Here is a 17,785-nt window from a genome sequence, read left to right on the forward strand (position 1 = left end):
GGCAGGAACCTGCGGCGCTGCAGGTCCCTGGCGCGGTCCAAGTGTTCGAAACGGAAGTGCCGGCCTCCGCCCCCAATTCCACCTTCACCTGAGCATGAAGGCTCTTCGCATCTAATTCTAGGAGGGCACGGGGAAAAATACCCCTCAAGGTGCCGGAATGGGGGCGCTAGGGGGCGCGGGACCTTCTTCCCTAGCCCGGGGGCGGCGCCCGGCTTTAGGCTACGGCCATGAATACTGCCGCGACTGAACCGGAAATCAAGGAACTGGGCGTCCACGATTGCTGGCGATACCTTCGTTCGACGTCCCTTTGCAGGATTGCCTTCACCGACGGGGACACGATTGAGAACTATCCCGTGAACTTCGTCCCCACCAACGGCACCCTGCTCATCCGCACCGGCGAAGGAACAAAGCTTGCCTCCCTCGCTGAACGGAAAGCAGTGGCCGTCGAGGCCGACGGGATGAACCAGTACGGCACCATTGCCTGGAGCGTCATCCTCAAGGGGCAAGCGCTGATCGTGTCCGATGCCGAGGAAACCCAGGACGCCATGGATGCCGGGCTTTCACCCTGGCAGCCCGGCCAAAAGAACATCCTGATCCGGATCACGCCGCAGGAGATCAGTGGGCGCAGGTTCGTCATCGCCGCGCCGACCCACTGGTGGCCGCCGCGGGAACCGACCGCGGATTAGGCCGGCACGCGAACGGTTCCCTGCTCCAGCAGAACACTCCCCCATTAGAACCCGCAAAGGATGGTCCCCCATGGCACTTGCCAAGCCAATCGCCGTCGGCATCACCGATTCCTCGGCGTCCAACGCCGCCCTGTTGTGGGCAGCAGCCCGGGCCAACAGGCACAAGCTTCCCCTCGCCGTCGTGAATGTGGTGGACGACCGGTGGATGGCCGCCGAAGTCCTGCCCTACCTTGAAGTCCTGCGGGAATCGGGCCTGGGCCTGCTGAAGGAAGCCGGCGAAAAGGCCACCGCAGCCGAACCGGGCCTGCAGGTTACCCTCCAGCTCCTGGAAGGCGGCGTAGGGGCCGCCCTTGGTGACTACTCCAAAAATGCCAGCATGCTGGTCCTTGGCACCAGCGGCCACAACCGCGGCGCGTTAACGGACCGGGCCCTGCAGGCGGCGGCTGCGGCAGAGTGCCCCGTGGCTGTCATCGGTGATGCCCAGGAGCACGGCCGCGGCATCGTGGTGGGCGTGGACGGATCGCAGGAATCAACACAGGCCGTTGCCTTTGCAGCAGCAGAAGCTGACTCCCTCGGAGAGGAACTGACGGTCCTCTACGCGTTCACCGGCCCCAACCGCTGGATTTCCGCCGGACTGCCGCAAAGCAGTTTCGCCACCCACGTGATGGAGGAGGAGCAGATCGTCTTGTCCGAAACGGAGGCCGGCCTCCGGCAGGACTACCCGGATCTCAGGGTGCAAACCGTGATGGAAACCGTCCTGGAACCTGCGGACGCCTTGCTCCGTGCAGCTGCCGGTGCCCGTCTGCTGGTCCTGGGCAGCCGTGGCAAGGGTGGTTTTGAGAGGCTCCTTCTGGGGTCCACGGCACACGCGGTGCTGACCCAGCCGCCCTGCCCTACGGTCATCACCCGCATGCACAGGCAGCAGCACCAGGACTGACCGGTCAGCAGCCTGGCCAGGCCATGACGGTAGCTGGGGACAACGGGGCCCCGGTCCCGGGCGTGGACGCGCGCCATGCCCGGGAGGGGCTCTCCACCGCAGAAGTTCGGGAACGCACTGCTGCCGGCCGCATCAACAGTGTGCCCACGGCTACCAGCAGGACGGTCGGAGAGATTGTCCAGGCCAACGTCTTCACCCTTTTCAACGGCGTGGTGGGAGGGTGCTTCATCCTGCTGTTGGTCCTTGGCCAGTGGCGTGATGCGCTGTTCGGGTTGTCCGCCATCAGCAATTCGCTGATCGGCATCATTCAGGAATACCGGGCCAAGCGCTTGCTTGACCAGCTTGCCATTTTGCATGCCGCCAGGAGCACGGTGGTCAGGAACGGTGCCCGGGAAACCATATCCTCGGAAGAGCTGGTCCCGGACGAGCTGGTGGTACTTAACGCCGGAGACCAGGTCACGGCGGACCTGGTGCTGCTGGACGGGAACCCGCTTGAGGTGGACGAATCGTTGCTGACCGGCGAATCGGAGCCCGTCCCCAAGCAGGGCGGTGCCGTACTGCTCTCCGGTTCCCTGATCCTTGCCGGGAGTGGGCGGGCCACCGTGCTCCGGGTGGGACCTGACACATTTGCCTACGGTTTGGCCGCCGAGGCGCGCCGGTTTTCCCTGGTGACATCCGAAATTCGGCGGGGCCTGGAGAAGGTCTTTGCCGTCATTACCTGGCTGCTTCTTCCCACCGCCCTGCTGCTTACCAATGCGCAGATGCAGGAGCAGGGCGGGTGGGCCGGTGCCATGGCATCAGGGCGGTGGGTGCCGGCGGCCGTGGGCTCCGTTGCAGGCATCATGGCCATGATTCCGCTGGGCCTGCTCCTGATGACCAGCGTGGCATTCGCCGTGGGCGGGCTCCGGCTTGCCCGCCAAAAAGTACTGATCCAGGAACTTGCCGCCGTGGAGGTGCTGGCACGGGTGGATGTCCTCTGCCTGGATAAGACCGGCACGTTGTCCTCCGGCTCCATCGTGTTTGACGCCGTCCACGACGCCGGGACGGTTCCTGTTCCCGGGTGGCGGCAGGCGCTGGAATGGTTCGGTTCCAACGCGGACGCCAGCAGCACCGCGGCAGCCATCGGAAAAGCCTTCCCTGTGCAGGTTCCGGCGCAGGAGCAGGACTTGGTCCCCTTCTCCTCTGCCCGGAAGTGGAGCTCGGTGACGTTCGCAGCCGGCTCTGCAGCTGCCGGCACCTGGATCCTGGGAGCACCGGATGCGGTGCTGCACGCCCCCGGCTGCGCCACGGCACACGGCAAGGCAGCAGCCCTGGCCGCAACGGGCCTGCGGACCCTGGCTCTGGTGTACCTGCCGGCGCCGCTGCCCCCGGATGCCGCAGGCGCGGGACTGCCGCCGGACCTGGTCCCGGTCCTGCTGCTGGCTTTCCGAGAGAGCATCCGGCAGGACGCAGCGTCCACGCTGGACTACTTTCGGCGGCAGGGGGTAACGGTCAAGATCATCTCCGGAGACGATCCGCGCACGGTGGGGGCGCTGGCCCGCGGGGTGGGGTTTGGGACCGGCGTCGCCTGTGACGCGCGCCGGCTTCCTCAAGATCCCGTCGAACTGGAGGAAACGGTGGAGGCCCACAGCCTCTTCGGGAGCGTGACACCCTCCCAGAAGCGGGACCTGATCCAGGCCCTGAGACGGCGGGGGCACACTGTGGCAATGACCGGGGACGGGGTGAATGATGTTTTGGCGCTCAAGGAGGCCGACCTGGGGATTGCCATGGACTCGGCCTCCCCGGCAACCAAGGCCGTGGCCCGCCTGGTCCTGCTGGACGGGCGCTTCGAGCGGCTGCCGGCCGTGGTGGACGAGGGACGGCGGGCCATCAGCAACATCGAGCGTGTATCCCTGGTATTCCTGAGCAAAACCGTCTACGCCACCATCATTTCCGTGGTGTCCGGCATCCTGTTGCTGGCCTTTCCATTCCTGCCCCGGCAACTGTCGGCCCTGGATGGGTTGACCATCGGCCTGCCGGCGTTCTTCCTGGCCCTGCAGCCCGGCGGGCAGCGCTACGCTCCCGGGTTCCTCCGGCGTTCCCTCGCATTCGCTGTGCCGGCCGGCATCTGCACCGGCCTGTGCGTCCTTGCGGTCAGCGGCTATGCCCAGACGTGGGGCGGATACAGCGAAGAGTCCGCGCAGTCCGCGGCCACCATGACCCTTGGCCTGGTGGCGGCGTGGATCCTGGTAGTGGCATCGCGCCCCCTCCACCCGACCAAGGTCCTGATCCTTGCCGGAATGTACTCAGGGCTGGTCCTGTTATTCACCGTCCCGGTGGCACAGGATTTCTTCCGGGTGGACTGGCCGCCCCCCGGCCTGCTGATCCTTTCCACCTCGGTTGCCGCCGCAGGTTGCGTGGCCATCGAGGTGGTGGGGCGGTTCACCCGGCGGCCATCCATTCCGGGCCACCAGGGCGGGCTGGGACCTTTGACTCTGGAAGCGGCGGCACGGGAACGGGAAGGTGGAACTGCCGGGCGAAGCGATGGTCCGGCTTCCACTTGAGCAGGAGGCAAGAATGACTGACCTGATGAGATGGTTTGATACCCGGCGCTCTCCGATGGATGTCATCGAGAGGCTGTTCGAAGGCGATGTGGGCTCTTCGGCCATTCGGGTTGAGGAGATGATGGACGGCAATACGCTCGTGGTCCGGGCCGAACTGCCCGGAATAGATCCGGAAAAGGACGTTGACGTCACGGTTGCCGATGGCGTGTTGTCGATCAAGGCGGAGCGGCAGGAGAAGAAGGAGCAAAAGGGCAAGGACAGCTACCGGTCCGAATTCCGCTACGGCTCCTTTATGCGCCGCATTCCCCTCCCCAGCGGCGTCCAGCAAGGCGACATTACTGCCTCGTACAAGGACGGCCTCCTCGAAGTCCGGGCTCCGATGCCGGAGCAGGAGCAGGAAGCCGGTGCGTCAAAGATCCCCATCAGCAGGGGTTGAGGACGGTTTAAGTACGACGCCGGTGCCTGGCTTCCCGGGGATGAACCCTGGGGAGCCAGGCACTTTGGCGCCTAGAGCACGAGCTTGGCAGTCTGCCCGTCCGCGATCCGTGCCTCCGCAGCGGCAATGACCGGGAGCGTCCGCACATAGGTGTCGGGATTCAGGGACACGGAATCGATGCCCTGGCTGACCAGGAACTCTGCGAGGTCAGGATGGTTGCTGGGCCCCTGTCCGCAGATTCCGATCTTGATGCCGGCGGCGTGGGCCTTGCTGATCGCTTCGGCGATCATGGCCATCACTGCCGGATCCCGCTCGTCGAACAGCCCGGCGAGCTCCTCCGAGTCGCGGTCCACCCCCAACACCAGCTGGGTGAGGTCGTTGGACCCGATGGAGAAACCGTCAAAGCGCTTGGCGAATTCCGCTGCCAGGACCACGTTCGAGGGGATCTCGCACATCATATAGAGCTGCAGGCCGTCCCGGCCGCGGACCAATCCCTGCTCCTCCATCGCCTGGATCACCTGGTCAGCTTCCCGGACGGTGCGGCAGAAGGGAACCATGACGATGACGTTGCCGAATCCCACCTGCTCGCGTACGCGTTTCAGGGCTTTGCATTCCAGGGCGAAGCCTTCGCGGTAGTGGCTGCTGTAGTAGCGGGAGGCGCCACGGAACCCGAGCATGGGGTTTTCCTCCGGGCGTTCAAAGGCGCTGCCGCCAATGAGGTGGCCGTATTCGTTGGTCTTGAAGTCGCTCAACCGGACGATCACGGGCTTGGGATGGAACGGAGCGGCAATCTTCGCGATCCCGGTGGCCAGCACGTCGATGAAGTACTCCTGGGGGTCTTCGTAGCCGCTGGTCAGCTGCCGGATGAGCGCCGCCTCGTCCGGGTCCGCCACCTTTTCCGGATGGACCAGGGCCATGGGGTGGATGCGGATCAAATTGTTGATGATGAACTCCATCCGGGCCAGGCCCACGCCGGCGGCGGGCAGCCGCCACCATTTGAAGGCCGCGGCAGGGCTTGCGATGTTGATCATTACGGCCGTGCGGGTGGCCGGAAGCGCCTGCATGTCCACGTCTTCCACTGAGAACTCCAGTAGTCCCTCGTAGACGCGGCCTTCCTCGCCTTCCGCGCAGGACAAGGTGACCTTGACGCCGTCGGACAGTGCTTCCGTGGCGTTGCGCGTTCCCACGACGGCGGGCACGCCCAGTTCGCGGCTGACGATGGCCGCGTGGCTGGTTGGGCCGCCGTGGTCCGTGATGATGCCTGCCGCGCGCTTCATCACGGGTACCCAGTCCGGATCCGTCATCCGGGTGACCAGCACGGAGCCGTCCACGAAGGATTCGATGTCCTTGGCATCCCGCACCACGCACGCCTGGCCCCGGGCCATGGCGTCGCCGATCGCGGCGCCGGAGACCAGGACCTTCCCGGGCTGTGCAAGATGGTAGGTCCGGAAGGTGGTTGTGCTCCTGCGGGCCTGGACGGTTTCCGGCCTTGCCTGCACCAAGAAGAGCTCTCCGGTGACCCCGTCCCTGGCCCACTCCATGTCCATCGGGCGCCCGTAGTGCTCCTCCACGGCAGCGGCCCAGCGGGCCAGCAGGACAACCTCCCGGTCATCCAGCACCAGCGTGCGCTGCTCCCGTTCGGAGGTCTCCACCATCCTGGTCCGCGCATCCCCGCCCTGGCTGTACACCATTTTGCGTTCCTTGGCGCCCAGCTCCCGCTCAATCACGGGGCTGAAGCGCTCCTCTGCCAGGAGCGGCTTGAACACCTGGTACTTGTCCGGGTTGATGGTCCCCTGGACCACCGTCTCCCCCAGCCCCCAGGCTGCGCTGATCACCACCACGCCGGGGAACCCGGACTCGGTGTCGATTGAGAACATCACCCCGGATGCGCCAACGTCGGAGCGGACCATGCGCTGCACCCCCACGGACAAGGCGACGTCCAGGTGGTCATATCCCTTCATTTCGCGGTAGCTGATGGCGCGGTCGGTGAACAGGGATGCGTAGCAGCGCCGGCAGGCATCCAGGACCGCCCGCGCGCCCGCCACGTTCAGGAAGGTTTCCTGCTGGCCGGCGAAGCTGGCGTCCGGCAGGTCCTCCGCGGTGGCGCTGCTGCGGACAGCGACGGCGAGCTGGTCCTGCCCCGCCCGCCGGCACAGGGCGCTGTAGTGTTCCTGGATGTCCGCGGCGATGTCCTCCGGGAAGGTGGCCTGCAGGAACAGCTCACGGATCGCCGCTCCGGCCTGGCGGAGCGTGGATGTTCCGGCACGTTGGTCCTCCATGTGCTTCCTGATCCGCGACTCCAGGCCGTTGGCAGCAAGGAACGCCCGGTAGGCGGCAGCGGTGGTGGCGAACCCCTCGGGGACCCGGACCCCCTCGGTCTGCAGCGCACGGGTCAGCTCGCCCAGCGAAGCGTTCTTTCCTCCGACGGAAGGGATGTCCGCGATCCCGGTGTCCTCGATCCACTTGACGTTGGCGTTGGCCAGGGACGTGTCTGCGGCGGCACTCATGGCTTGATTCTGGACTTGACCGGCGGGGGCCTGCAGAGTCTTAGGTCCTGCTCCGCCGCAGCCGCCGGCGCGCGGATTTGTGGATCCAGTCCGCCAGCAGGACCGCAGGGGCCGCCAGGAGCGCCAGCAGGAAGCCTGCCGGGGGTGGCGGTGCCTGGCCCAGCAGTGTTGCGAGGTAGGGGATGTACAGGCACACGGCTAGGATGGCCAGCTCAGCCAGCACGGCCCAGACCAGGAGCCTGTTGGTCCCCCAGCCCAGCTTCCAGGGCGGCACCGTGGCGCTCCGGCAAGCGAAGGCGTTTGCCAACTGCCCCAGGACGACCGCGGTAAAGGCGGCACCGGAGGCAGCCATCAGGAGCCCTGCCTCCGGCACTTGGCCCCGGCTCCACCCACCGCCGGCCAGGACCGCGGAGAACACCGCCATTTCCATGGCGGCCTCGACGGGGCCCAGGATGCAGAAGACCCGGATGATTAACTGCCGGTCCATCAGGTGCCGCCGTTCGGGTGGACGTGCCAGGATACGCCTGCCGGGCGGCTCGGCACCCAAGGCCAGGGCGGGCAGCAGATCGGTGCCGATGTCCAGGGCGAGGATTTGCAGTACCCCCAGGGCCAGCGGGAACCGGCCGCCGGACAGTGCCCAGATGACAAAGGGGGTCAGTTCCGCCACGTTGTCGGTGAGGTGGTAGGTGAGGAACCGGTGGATGTTGGCGTAGGTGGCCCTGCCCTGTTCGATGGCGGCCACGATGGTGCCGAAATGGTCGTCAAGGAGAACCAGATCCGCGGCTTCACGCGCCACGTCTGTTCCGCTGAGGCCCATGGCCACACCGATGTCGGCTTCGCGGAGGGCCGGGCCGTCGTTGACGCCGTCGCCGGTCATCGCCACGACATGGCCGCGTGCCTGCAGCGCTTTGGCCACGCGGAGCTTTTGCTCGGGCGAGACCCTGCTGACCACCACTCCGTCGCGGTCCAAAAGTGCGCCCAGGATCTGGTCGTCCTCCGGCAGGTCCGCGCCTTCCAGCACCAGTTCGGGGCTGCCGGTCAGCCCGATCTGGCGGGCAATCGCCGCCGCCGTAGCTGGGTGGTCGCCGGTGATCATGGCGATCCTGAGTCCCGCCTGCCGCGCCGTGCGGATCACGTCGGCCACATCCGGCCGGGGCGGGTCCTGCAGTCCGATCAGGCCCAGGAGTTCCATGCCTGTTTCAAGCTCCAAGGCTGGAGTGGACTGCCAGGCCTCCGGTGCTCCTGCAAGCTGGCGCCGGGCAACAGCGATGACGCGCAGCCCGCGTGCGGCCATCACCTCCACCTGTTCCTTGACCGGGCCGGGCACGGCTTCGCAGACCGGGAGCACGGTTTCGGGAGCGCCTTTGCAGAACAGGTCCGCCCCCAGGAGGGCCGATTCGCGGCGCCGCACGGGATCGAACGGCAACCGGCGCCAGGGGGCAGCGCCGGCCTCAGTGCCTGTCACCCTGCGGGCCAGGACGTCCATCGCCGCCTCCATGGGGTCGCCCTGCGCCCGCCACTGTCCGTCGTGGAACTCGGCTCGGCCCTGCGAAGCCGTACGCGCAGCCAGCGCCACCTTGGCAGCCCCTTCCACCCCGCTTCCCTGGACACCGCCGTCGGGAGCATATCCCTGGCCCGTCACCTGGACAGGACCAGCCGCTGTAAAGACTTCGACGGCGTTCATCCGGTTCTGCGTCAGGGTCCCGGTTTTGTCGGTGCAGATGAAGGTGGTTGAGCCCAGGGTTTCGACTGCTTCGAGGTTCCGGACCAGCCCGCTGCGGCCTGCCATGCGCTGTGCTCCCATGGCCAGCGACAGCGTGACGGTGGGGAGGAGGCCCTCCGGGACCAGCGCTACGGCAACGCCGATGGAAAACAGGAACGAGTCCCGCCATTGGAAGCCCACCAGCAGCGATGCAAGGAAGAAGACCGCCGCGATGCCCAGGGCCATACCGGCGGTGACGCGGACGATGCGGCGCAGTTCCTGTGACAGCGGCGTGGGGGGTGGAACCGCCCTACTGGTCAGGGCAGCGATCCCGGCGAGCTTGGTTCCGGTACCTGTTGCCGACACTGAGGCCTCGCCATAACCGTTGACCAGGAAGGTGCCGCCCCAGGCCGGGTCACCTGCGATTTTCGGCACCGGGGCGCTTTCGCCGGTCAGCATGGATTCATCCACCGCGAAGGCCGCTGCTGACAGCAGCACCGTGTCCGCCGGGACGCGGTCGCCGGCAGCGAGCAGCACCACGTCACCGACCACCAGCTCACTGGCGTGGACCTTGCGCACCTTCCCGTCCCGCCGGACCACCACGTCGGCGGGCAGCAGGCCACGCAGCCTGGCGGCGGCGTGCTGCGCGCGTTCCTGCTGGATGTGCGCGAAGACCCCGTTGACAATGACGACGACGATGATCGCCACGGCGAGCTGCGGCATGTCCGCGATGAAGGCCAGCCCTGCGGCGCACCACAGCATGAGGGCGAAGAAGTGCGTCATTTCGCCCCAAAGCTTCCGCCACTGCGGAACGGGTTTCTCCGCGGGAAGCTGGTTGGGGCCCGCCTGCTTCAGGAGCTGCGCGGCCTGTTCAGAGCTGAGGCCCTCCGCGGTCCTCACACAGCGTCCGCCTCCTGCCCAACCAGGAGCACGGGACAATTGGAGTGGGCAGCGCAGGCCCTGCTGACGGAACCCATGGACGACTTGAGCAGGCCGCCTTCGCCGTGCCGTCCAACCACCAGCATCTGTGCCCGCCGGCTCTCGTCCACCAGCACCTTCGCCGGTGATCCGAACTTGATGGACACGTCGATGTTGTCCGGCCGGTCACCGGAAAACGCCCGGCCAAGGGCATCCTCCACCAGGCGCCCAGCAGCATCCTCCAGCCTTGCGGTGAACTGCCGATCCGCCCCCTCAAGCCGCGACATCACCAGGTAGTCCGGCATCCCGATGCATGAGATGACCTCGAGCCGGGCGCCAAGGCGGGCTGCCAGTGTGCCCGCGTAGCGGAGGGCCGCGGAGGAGTATTCGGACCCGTCCACACCCACAATGACCGGCTTGGCTCCTGTTTCTGCATTCATGGTCACCACGTTCCCGGCTGCAGCTTGGGTTGGGAAGGGCCGAAAGTCATGCCGCCGGCAGCCTCCGTGGACCGGGTTTCCGGCCGGCCCCGGCTTTCTTATCAGCACCGTGGAGCGCCCTGAGACCGTTCAGGATGGTGGCCAGGTCAACCAGTTCCTGAAGGAGCGCGCCGGCGACGGCGGGAATGTACCCGGTCATGGCGATGGCCATCAGGACAAGGCTTAGCCCTATCCCCGTCCAGATGCTCACCAGGGCAACAGCCACTGTGCGCTTTCCGATGGCGACGGCCTGGGCCACTTTGGACAGGTCATCGAGCATGATCACCACGTCCGCCGATTCGCTCGCAGCCGTGGCGCCCTTGGCCCCCATCGCGATGCCGACGTCCGCAGCGGCCAGGACAGGAGCGTCGTTCACGCCGTCGCCCACCATCAGGACCGGCCGTTCCGCCAGGGCGGCAACAGTGTTGACCTTGTCCTCGGGAAGGCACTCCGCCTGGACCCGCCCTATCCCGGCTTCCTCGGCAATGTGGGCGGCCGTGGCGTGGGCATCGCCGGTCAGCAGCATGGTGTTTTGCACGCCGAGGCCGCGCAGGCGTTCGAGCGTATCCACGGCGTTGCCCCGCAATGGATCCTTCATGATCAACGCACCGGCGTACCCGCCGTTGACCGCCACGTGAACGGCAAGCTGGCCGCTGTGGACCGCAGCCTCCCGGAATCCGCTGGATGAGCTGCGGACCAGGCCGGCTTTGCCCACCACCACCTGTTGGCCGTCACAAACGGCCTCCACACCCTGGGTGGCGTTTTCCGTCGCCTGCTGCACTGGCAGGAGGGTGAGCCCGGCTGCCTGGGCGGCTTCGATCACTGAAGCTGCCAGCACATGCGAGGAGTACTGCTCCGCGGAAGCGGCGAGCTGGAGGATCTTCCTGCTCCCCAGCGTCTCCCCATGGCCAGGTGCCATCCTGACCTCATCGAGGACGGGACGCCCCGACGTGAGGGTACCGGTTTTGTCGAAGACCGCCGACTGTGCCTTCGCCAGCTGTTCAAGGGTCCTGGTGTTCTTGATGATGATGCCCTTGTGGGCGGCCTGGCTGGTACCGGCCAGGAACGCCACCGGCGCCGCGATCAGCAGCGGGCAGGGGGTGGCCACCACCAGGACCTGGGCAAAGCGCAACGGCTCGCCGGACAGGAGCCATGCCGTTCCCGCCATGGCCAGGGCCAGGAGGGTGAAGGGCACCGCGTAGCGGTCGGCCATGCGGACTACCGGGGCGCGGCTGTTGGAGGCCTCCTCCACCAGGGCGATGATGCGGCTGTACTGCGAGTCGGCCGCGGTGGCCGCTGCCCGCATCCGGATGGCCGCCACTCCGTTGACGGCGCCGCTGAGCAACTGTTGCCCACGGGTGCGTTCCACCGGCAAGCTTTCACCCGTCAGCGACGACTCATCCAGGCTGGCTGAATCGGACAGGAGTTCACCGTCAACGGGTACCAGTTCGGACGGGCGGACCACCAGTATGTCCCCCGGCGCGACCTCGCCGATTGGGGTGTCCACCAGAACCGCGCCGGATTCCTCGCGGTGGGCGAAGCGGGGAGCCCTGTCCAGCAGGGACCGCAGTTCCCGCGCCGCGCGACCCTGGGCGAAATTCTCCAGCGCCTCCCCGCCAGTGAGCATCAGGATCACCACCAGGGCCGCGAGATACTCTCCCACCGCCACCGTGCTGGCAATGGCCATCAGGGCCAAAAGGTCGATCCCCCAGCGGCCCTCGCGCAGCGACCGGACCATGCCGGCTGCACGGGCCACCACGATAACGGCCGCGTAGGCCGACGCAAGGATGCGGACCTGCAGTTCCAGGCCGAACTGAACCAGCACCAGTGAGGCCACGAGCACCAAAAGGGTCAGTGCGACGACGGGATACCGCCTCAGGAAGCCCGAGGCCTTTTCCACCGGCGAGCCTGCGGGTTCTCCAGCGTCAAGGCTGCCGGGACCTCCGCCGGTGGCCGTGGGCGGGGAGGCCTGCTTCCTCATCCAGGACCCTTCGGCAGGAGGCGGTGAAGGTCATCGCACATGGAACTGAACCTACCCTGCCGCCGTCAGGGGGGCTAGGGCATTTGGCCCCGGCCTGTCTTCTGCACCCCGGCCCGTGACCTTCGGCCCTGCCCACGGCACCGATGCCGCGGTCATGCTTGAGCCGCAGACTTGGCACGGACTCATACTGGAACGCGGATGGAAGCCATAACGATCAACGCAGGCAAGGCTTAGGGCGGGACTCGTCGATGCAGCCCCGGTCAGTGGAGCAGTTTTTCGACGGAGCACCCACCGCGCTCGGGATCTACGAGACGGCCGAACGGATGGCGGCGGGCCTGGGACCCCATGAGATCAGGGTGGGCAAAAGCCAAATTTCCTTCCGCCGGCGCCGCGGGTTCGCGTACCTCTGGCGGCCCGGGGTTTATGTGAAGTCTTCTGTTCCGCTTGTCCTGTCCTTGGCACTGCCGCGGGACCTGGGCTCGCGGCGATTCAAGCAGATCGTGCATCCTTCGGCCAAAATCTGGATGCACCACCTGGAACTCACGGACAGCACTCAACTTGATGCCGAGGTCCGCACCTGGATGCAGGAAGCGTACGGCGCCGCGGGCTGACGGTTAGAGTCCTATGGCCCTGTCAGGCTGGTGCCGGGACGGCAAGGCTGATGCCATGACTGAGAATGGCCAGCAGCCCCAAAAAATCCATGTCACCGAACAACCCGTCGCCGTAGTGCGTGAAAGGGTCCCGATGGACGCGCTGACCAGCTTCTTCGGCCGTGCCTTCGGCGCTGTCATGGCTGCGGTCCAGATGCAGGGCGCCAGGCCCGCCGGCCCACCGTTCGCACGCTACCACGGCATGCCGGGCGAAACCGTAGACGTTGAAGCCGGGTTCCCTATCTCCGGCGACTTCCGGGGGACAGGCGAAGTGGCCAGCGGTTCGCTCCCTGACACGGATGCCTTTGAAGCGGTGCATACCGGCCCTTACGACACGCTGGGAACCACCTACGACGCCATCAGGGAACGGATGGAAGCCGACGGCGCCACCCCTTCAGAGAGTATGTGGGAGTACTACCTGACCGATCCCGAACAGCAGCCTGATCCTGCAACGTGGCAGACCAAGGTCGTTTGGCCGATCGCCTGAGGCGGTGGGCCTGGAACTTGGGAACGCGGGGCCGGGAAAGCTACGCGGAGCCGGCCGTCCAGGTCATAAGCCCCTGCGGCGGGTGAAGGCCAGGTCCCACGGCTGCAACCCGTGGCTGGTTTCCGTCCAGCCGTCGCGGGCTATCTCTTCGCGGAGCTGGCTGAGGCTGGCCTGCAAGCCAGGAGCCCAGGCTTCTGCGGGAGCGGTGGCGTTCAGGGGCGGCCCGGGAAATGTGTCGCTGATATAGAGCCTTCGGCCGTCCTCCATCCTGCCAACAAACCGCAGCTGGGTGCGTCCATACTCCGAGCCAAGGGTGTAGAGGATTCGCGCCCACCACTTTACGGAGGCCGCGTCCTCCAGCTCTATCCGCAACCGCTCCTCCGCGCCGTTGCCCGCGTGTGCGTCCTCTGTCGGCATGCCTTCCTCCCGTCGACCGCAATCAGTATTCAATGCCGAATTTTGCCAAGGGCCGGCATAACCGAACAGGGACCTTGGTCACCGGCGGCAACAGCCGCGGGACATGGCAGCCGGGCCCAACGGCACTGTCCGGCCCGCTGATTAAATGGCAGCCTCCAAGCATGAAAAGGCACGGTGCACCCGGGGCCCAGCCGGGTTGGGGCCTCCTCTATCTCGCGGCGGGGGCGTCATCGATCCTGTTCGTCCTCCTGCTGATAGCTGCCCTGGTGCTGGACTTCCTGGCACCCCCGCCGGTGCGCGGCGGAGCTGCCACCCTCGAGTTCATTGCTGCCAACAAAACGAACTACGTGGCCGAGCAGGTTCTGTGGATCCTGCCAAACATCCTCCCGGTCCTTGTTTTCACGGCCCTCTTCGTGGCCCTGATGCCCTTCCGGAAGAGCCTGCCCCTGATAGCACTGATTTTCGCCGCCCTTCCCTGGGCGCTCCTGCTTGCCATCCCGGTCAGCAGCCGGGGGTCCCTCAACCTCGTCTATCTCAGCGACCGCTACATGGCCGCCGCGACGGATGGTGAACGCAGCGCCTACGCCACCGCCGCTGAAGCCATCATCGCCGAAAACAACACACCAGCCATCGCCGGAGTCCTCTCTGCCCTCGGAATTCTCCTTATGGGACTGGCAATGCTCGCGGCAGCGGCGCCCTTCCCGCAGTACCTGGCGTTGCTCGGTATTGGAACCGGTGCCTTGGGAGTCCTCAGCGAGGCCCTTCGCCACACGGTCCCCGACTTCTACTGGGGCTACGGCATCCTGCTCTGGTTGTGGTTCATTGCCACCGGAATCGTATTGATCCGCCTGTCCCGGCCTGCCCGGCTAGCATCCCCGGCGCCGCCAGTCAGGGACTTTGGTCCCTAAAAGGCCGGCCGGGCCCTTTGAGAAGCTGGATTCAGGCCGGAAGATGCACCGTAGCTGGGTTGTGCGTTCCGGGTTGCTGGACCCGAAGTCGGGCCAGGCCGCCGTCCGCGTCAACGTCGACGCAGGCAGGACCCTGAGGAGAGAACAAGGCATATGGCAGGTACGTTCGAACTGTTCGTTGATGAAGACTCGCTGATCCGGTTCCGGCTTGTGATGCCCGATGGGCACGTTTTGGCGGTTTCCGGACAATTCACCGACAAACAGGAGGCGGCTGCAGCAATAGCTGAGGTACGCGAATGCGCAGGGACCGGGCTGATCCGGGATGTTGCGCCCCCGCCGCCAGGCATTGTGCTCGCAGCGGCCCCGCACCTCCGCTACACCGTCCGCCGCAGCGCCCGCAGGCTCGGCACCGTGGGCGCAGCATGAGCTGAAGCGCTTGTACTGCAGCGGCCCCGCACCTCCGCTACACCGTCCACCGCAGCGCCCGCAGGCTCGGCACCGTGGGCGCAGCATGAGCTGAAGCGCTTGTACTGCAGCGAACGGACTGCCGCTCAGCCGCTGAGGTCAGTGGGGCCCATCGAGGACGATGGGCCCCACTCCTGTGTGCTTGCTGGCAACGCGGCGCCAAACGCCACGCGCCGCCCAGGCCCCCGCGAAAGCCGTCAAAACCCCAGGGAAAACTAGAAGCTGGACGAACTGCCGGACCCGGAAAAGCTGCCGCCGCTGCTGCCGTAACCGGTGGTGCTGCCGCCGTCCCTGGCCGAATTTACGCTGCTGACCCCGGTGTTGAATCCGGAGTTGAAGGTGGCAACCGAGAAAAACTGGTACGACGGGTAGACCGTCCCCAGGATGCTTGGTTCGTAGGTCCGCTGCCGGCGGTGGTCCAGGCCCTCGTGCGCTGTCTCCATCTGGTCGCGCATCAGCCGCGCCTCCCGCTCATTCTTCGCAAAGCCCTGGATAACTGTTTCCGAGTGGTTCTCCAGCAGTTGCGAGAGCCGGGTACGTGCCTGGTAAAGCCGGTCCAAGGCCTTCTCCGGTGATATCCGTCCATCCGCCAATTCCGCCGTCCACCGTTCGATCTCCCGCAGGCTTTCGTCCCGAAAAGACCGCAGTGCGGTGGCCGTGGCGGAGTCTCCTTGCCCGTGCCGCTTGGCCAGGAGTTGCTCCAGTCCGGCCAGGTCCTTGCGGAACGGAGCAAGCTGCCGATCCCAGGCGGTGGGCCAAGTGTCGGCGCGGTTCAGCAGGGCGTTGCTGTCCGCGATGACGTCGTCCAGTGCATCCAGTTCGGCGGCGCTGTCCGCGAACTGGCGGGCCAGCTTAAGGTTCTTCCGGCTGCTTAGAGCCCGCTTGCCCAACGCATGCACCTGGTTGGACAGCTCCGTGACGGCGGCATAGCGGCTCAGGAAGGTGCGGTGCTTCTCCAGGACCTGGCTCCCATAGCGGGACGATTCGGGGATGGTTCCGGCATTCAATTCCGTCACGTCCAGGTCCATGCTGACGTTGGAGTAACTGCGGTCCCCACGTTCGAGCTGTTTCCGGCAGGCGCTCCTGGTCACGGCGCGGACGATTAACCATGCGGCAGCACCCAGTGCCGCAATGCCGCCGGTGACCCACGCCGTGATCAGGAACGCGGCCGACCGGTACCACGGCTGGTTGATGAGTTCGGCGGCACGGCGAATGCCGGCCACCGTGCCGTCAGTCCACTGGGCGTCGCGGAACAGGTCCTTTGACGCGTCTTGGATGTCGCTGCGCTGTTCCAGCGAAACCTTCCGGTCCTCACCCATGTAGGTCCCCACATGGCGGCCCACAGGGTCGAGCGCAAAAATGAACAGCCCGTCGGCCCATTTCTGGCCATCGGCGCTGATCCACTCGGGATGTTTGGACCGGGCAAACTTGAGGACCTCTTCATTGAGGTTGTCCTCCGCCTTTCCGTTGTAAGTGAAGACGGCGACCCGGGTGGGCTCGTAAAACTGGATGCGTTCGACGGCGGGCAGCAGGGTGTTCTGGTCAAGCACCCCTGCGGTGTCCTCCACAACGACAGCGACGGGTGCCACTGCGGTGCCCGGGGCCGGGAACCCCAGGAGGAGGGCAGCCACGGCAAGTACCGTCGCGGCAATCCGGCTGACCACGCTGCCCATATCCCTCCCCATTACTTAGAATCAGGATGAAACCAAGGAGCAGGGCTGCCAAAGGGCCGAAGGTCCCGCGGGTGATGGCCGGTCCGGGCAGGAGCGCAGTCAGGTGACTCAGGAGCCAAAAGCCGTCGTGGCCGGCTACGACGGATCGGATGAGGCCGCGGCCGCCGTCCGTTGGGCAGCCAGGCACGCACGGGCGGTGAAGTGCCCGCTGAACGTTGTGCACTGTTCGATGTGGCCGCTGCTTACCAGGCACCTCGGCCCGGTTCCGGGCGTGTCCGGCAGCGGCCTGGAGCAGTCCGCCCAGGCCATCCTGGAAGAGGGCGTGGCCCATGCGGCAGCAGAGGTTCCGGGCCTTCAGGTCAGGAGCACTCTGCTCCACGGACTGCCTGCGCAGCTTCTGGCCCAGGTTTCCACGGGCGAAAGACTGCTGGTTGTCGGCAGCCGCGGCCTGGGCGGTTTCCTGGGCCTGTTGGTGGGGTCCGTGAGCTTGGAACTGGCGGCTACCGCTGCCTGCCCCGTCGCTGTGATCCGGCAGGACCTCCACCCGGACGGGCCGGTCATTGCCGCCGTCGACGCCTCTGGTTCCCCCGCAGCACTGGAGGATGCCTGCGCCCTGGCGACGGCCTGGAAGGCGCCACTCACGGTAGTCCATGTCCGCCACCGGCCCCCGGGCCCGTGGCGCCCGGATACGCCGGACTCCGACGCTGGGGCCCAAACAATCCTGTCGTCCGCGTTGACCCATGCACGTGCTGCGGCACCCGGTATCACCGTTGACGGAAAGGTTCTTACGGACGGCTCGGTCCCGCATGCCATCCTCCAGGCTTCCGCAGAAGCCCGGATAGTGGTGGTGGGTTCCCAAGGCCAGGGCATCCTCAGGGAAACCATGGGGTCCACCGCCCACGCGGTCCTGCACCACGCCCACGGCCCGGTCCTCATCTCCCGCCGGGGCAGTTGACGCAGCCGCCCATCGGCTGATGGGAAGGAATGCGGGTGGAG

The 17,785-nt window shown here is 66.4% G+C and carries 15 protein-coding genes; 9 read left to right on the forward strand and 6 right to left on the reverse strand.

What is annotated here, in order from left to right; genetic code table 11:
- Nucleotides 1-227: 227 nt before the first annotated feature.
- The 4 genes from JCQ34_RS10420 (at nucleotide 228) to JCQ34_RS10435 (ending at nucleotide 4,602) form a co-directional block, all read left to right on the forward strand.
- On the forward strand, nucleotides 228-686 hold the full coding sequence (locus JCQ34_RS10420; protein WP_286397390.1) for a pyridoxamine 5'-phosphate oxidase family protein: 459 nt from the start codon (nucleotides 228-230) through the stop codon (nucleotides 684-686).
- Nucleotides 687-756: 70 nt separating this feature from the next.
- The gene (locus JCQ34_RS10425; RefSeq protein WP_286397392.1) at nucleotides 757-1,623 is read left to right on the forward strand and encodes a universal stress protein; all 867 of its coding nucleotides are present in this window, start codon (nucleotides 757-759) and stop codon (nucleotides 1,621-1,623) included.
- A gap of 23 nt (nucleotides 1,624-1,646) precedes the next feature.
- Entirely contained in the window at nucleotides 1,647-4,166 is a 2,520-nt protein-coding gene (locus tag JCQ34_RS10430) for an HAD-IC family P-type ATPase (protein WP_286397393.1), read from the forward strand.
- A 13-nt stretch (nucleotides 4,167-4,179) separates the two neighbouring features.
- Entirely contained in the window at nucleotides 4,180-4,602 is a 423-nt protein-coding gene (locus JCQ34_RS10435) for an Hsp20/alpha crystallin family protein (protein ID WP_286397395.1), read from the forward strand.
- Nucleotides 4,603-4,673: 71 nt separating this feature from the next.
- Here the strand turns inward: JCQ34_RS10435 and ppsA are convergent, their stop codons facing one another.
- The 4 genes from ppsA to JCQ34_RS10455 are packed head-to-tail and all read right to left on the reverse strand — an operon-like array spanning nucleotide 4,674 to nucleotide 12,189.
- Nucleotides 4,674-7,109: a phosphoenolpyruvate synthase gene (ppsA, locus tag JCQ34_RS10440; RefSeq protein WP_286397396.1), complete on the reverse strand. Its 2,436-nt coding sequence runs from the start codon at nucleotides 7,107-7,109 to the stop codon at nucleotides 4,674-4,676.
- 40 nt (nucleotides 7,110-7,149) lie between these two features.
- Entirely contained in the window at nucleotides 7,150-9,711 is a 2,562-nt protein-coding gene (locus tag JCQ34_RS10445) for a cation-translocating P-type ATPase (protein ID WP_286397398.1), read from the reverse strand.
- Complete coding sequence (locus JCQ34_RS10450; protein ID WP_286397399.1) at nucleotides 9,708-10,169, reverse strand: universal stress protein; 462 nt, start codon at nucleotides 10,167-10,169, stop codon at nucleotides 9,708-9,710. Before JCQ34_RS10450 ends, JCQ34_RS10445 begins: the two co-directional genes overlap by 4 nt.
- Nucleotides 10,170-10,215: 46 nt before the next feature.
- Complete coding sequence (locus JCQ34_RS10455; RefSeq protein WP_286397400.1) at nucleotides 10,216-12,189, reverse strand: heavy metal translocating P-type ATPase; 1,974 nt, start codon at nucleotides 12,187-12,189, stop codon at nucleotides 10,216-10,218.
- A 248-nt stretch (nucleotides 12,190-12,437) separates the two neighbouring features.
- Between JCQ34_RS10455 and JCQ34_RS10460 the strand changes: the two genes are divergently transcribed.
- Nucleotides 12,438-12,800 (forward strand): DUF5655 domain-containing protein, encoded by a 363-nt coding sequence (locus JCQ34_RS10460; RefSeq protein ID WP_286397402.1) that lies wholly within the window; start codon nucleotides 12,438-12,440, stop codon nucleotides 12,798-12,800.
- A 55-nt stretch (nucleotides 12,801-12,855) separates the two neighbouring features.
- Nucleotides 12,856-13,326 (forward strand): GyrI-like domain-containing protein, encoded by a 471-nt coding sequence (locus JCQ34_RS10465; RefSeq protein ID WP_286397403.1) that lies wholly within the window; start codon nucleotides 12,856-12,858, stop codon nucleotides 13,324-13,326.
- A 63-nt stretch (nucleotides 13,327-13,389) separates the two neighbouring features.
- On the opposite strand, the gene JCQ34_RS10470 is transcribed toward JCQ34_RS10465, so the two are convergent.
- Nucleotides 13,390-13,743, reverse strand: a complete 354-nt coding sequence (locus JCQ34_RS10470) for a hypothetical protein (RefSeq protein ID WP_286397404.1) — start codon at nucleotides 13,741-13,743, stop codon at nucleotides 13,390-13,392.
- Nucleotides 13,744-13,904: 161 nt separating this feature from the next.
- Between JCQ34_RS10470 and JCQ34_RS10475 the strand changes: the two genes are divergently transcribed.
- Nucleotides 13,905-14,651 (forward strand): DUF4386 family protein, encoded by a 747-nt coding sequence (locus JCQ34_RS10475; RefSeq protein ID WP_286397406.1) that lies wholly within the window; start codon nucleotides 13,905-13,907, stop codon nucleotides 14,649-14,651.
- 153 nt (nucleotides 14,652-14,804) lie between these two features.
- Complete coding sequence (locus JCQ34_RS10480) at nucleotides 14,805-15,077, forward strand: YegP family protein (RefSeq protein ID WP_286397407.1); 273 nt, start codon at nucleotides 14,805-14,807, stop codon at nucleotides 15,075-15,077.
- A 254-nt stretch (nucleotides 15,078-15,331) separates the two neighbouring features.
- Here the strand turns inward: JCQ34_RS10480 and JCQ34_RS10485 are convergent, their stop codons facing one another.
- On the reverse strand, nucleotides 15,332-16,789 hold the full coding sequence (locus JCQ34_RS10485) for a DUF5129 domain-containing protein (RefSeq protein WP_286397408.1): 1,458 nt from the start codon (nucleotides 16,787-16,789) through the stop codon (nucleotides 15,332-15,334).
- Nucleotides 16,790-16,892: 103 nt separating this feature from the next.
- On the opposite strand from JCQ34_RS10485, the gene JCQ34_RS10490 reads away from it, so the two are divergent.
- Nucleotides 16,893-17,744, forward strand: coding sequence for a universal stress protein (locus tag JCQ34_RS10490; protein ID WP_286397410.1), 852 nt, complete (start codon nucleotides 16,893-16,895; stop codon nucleotides 17,742-17,744).
- The last annotated feature ends 41 nt before the right edge of the window (nucleotides 17,745-17,785 follow it).

This window comes from Pseudarthrobacter defluvii, from assembly GCF_030323865.1.
GTDB lineage: Bacteria > Actinomycetota > Actinomycetes > Actinomycetales > Micrococcaceae > Arthrobacter > Arthrobacter sedimenti.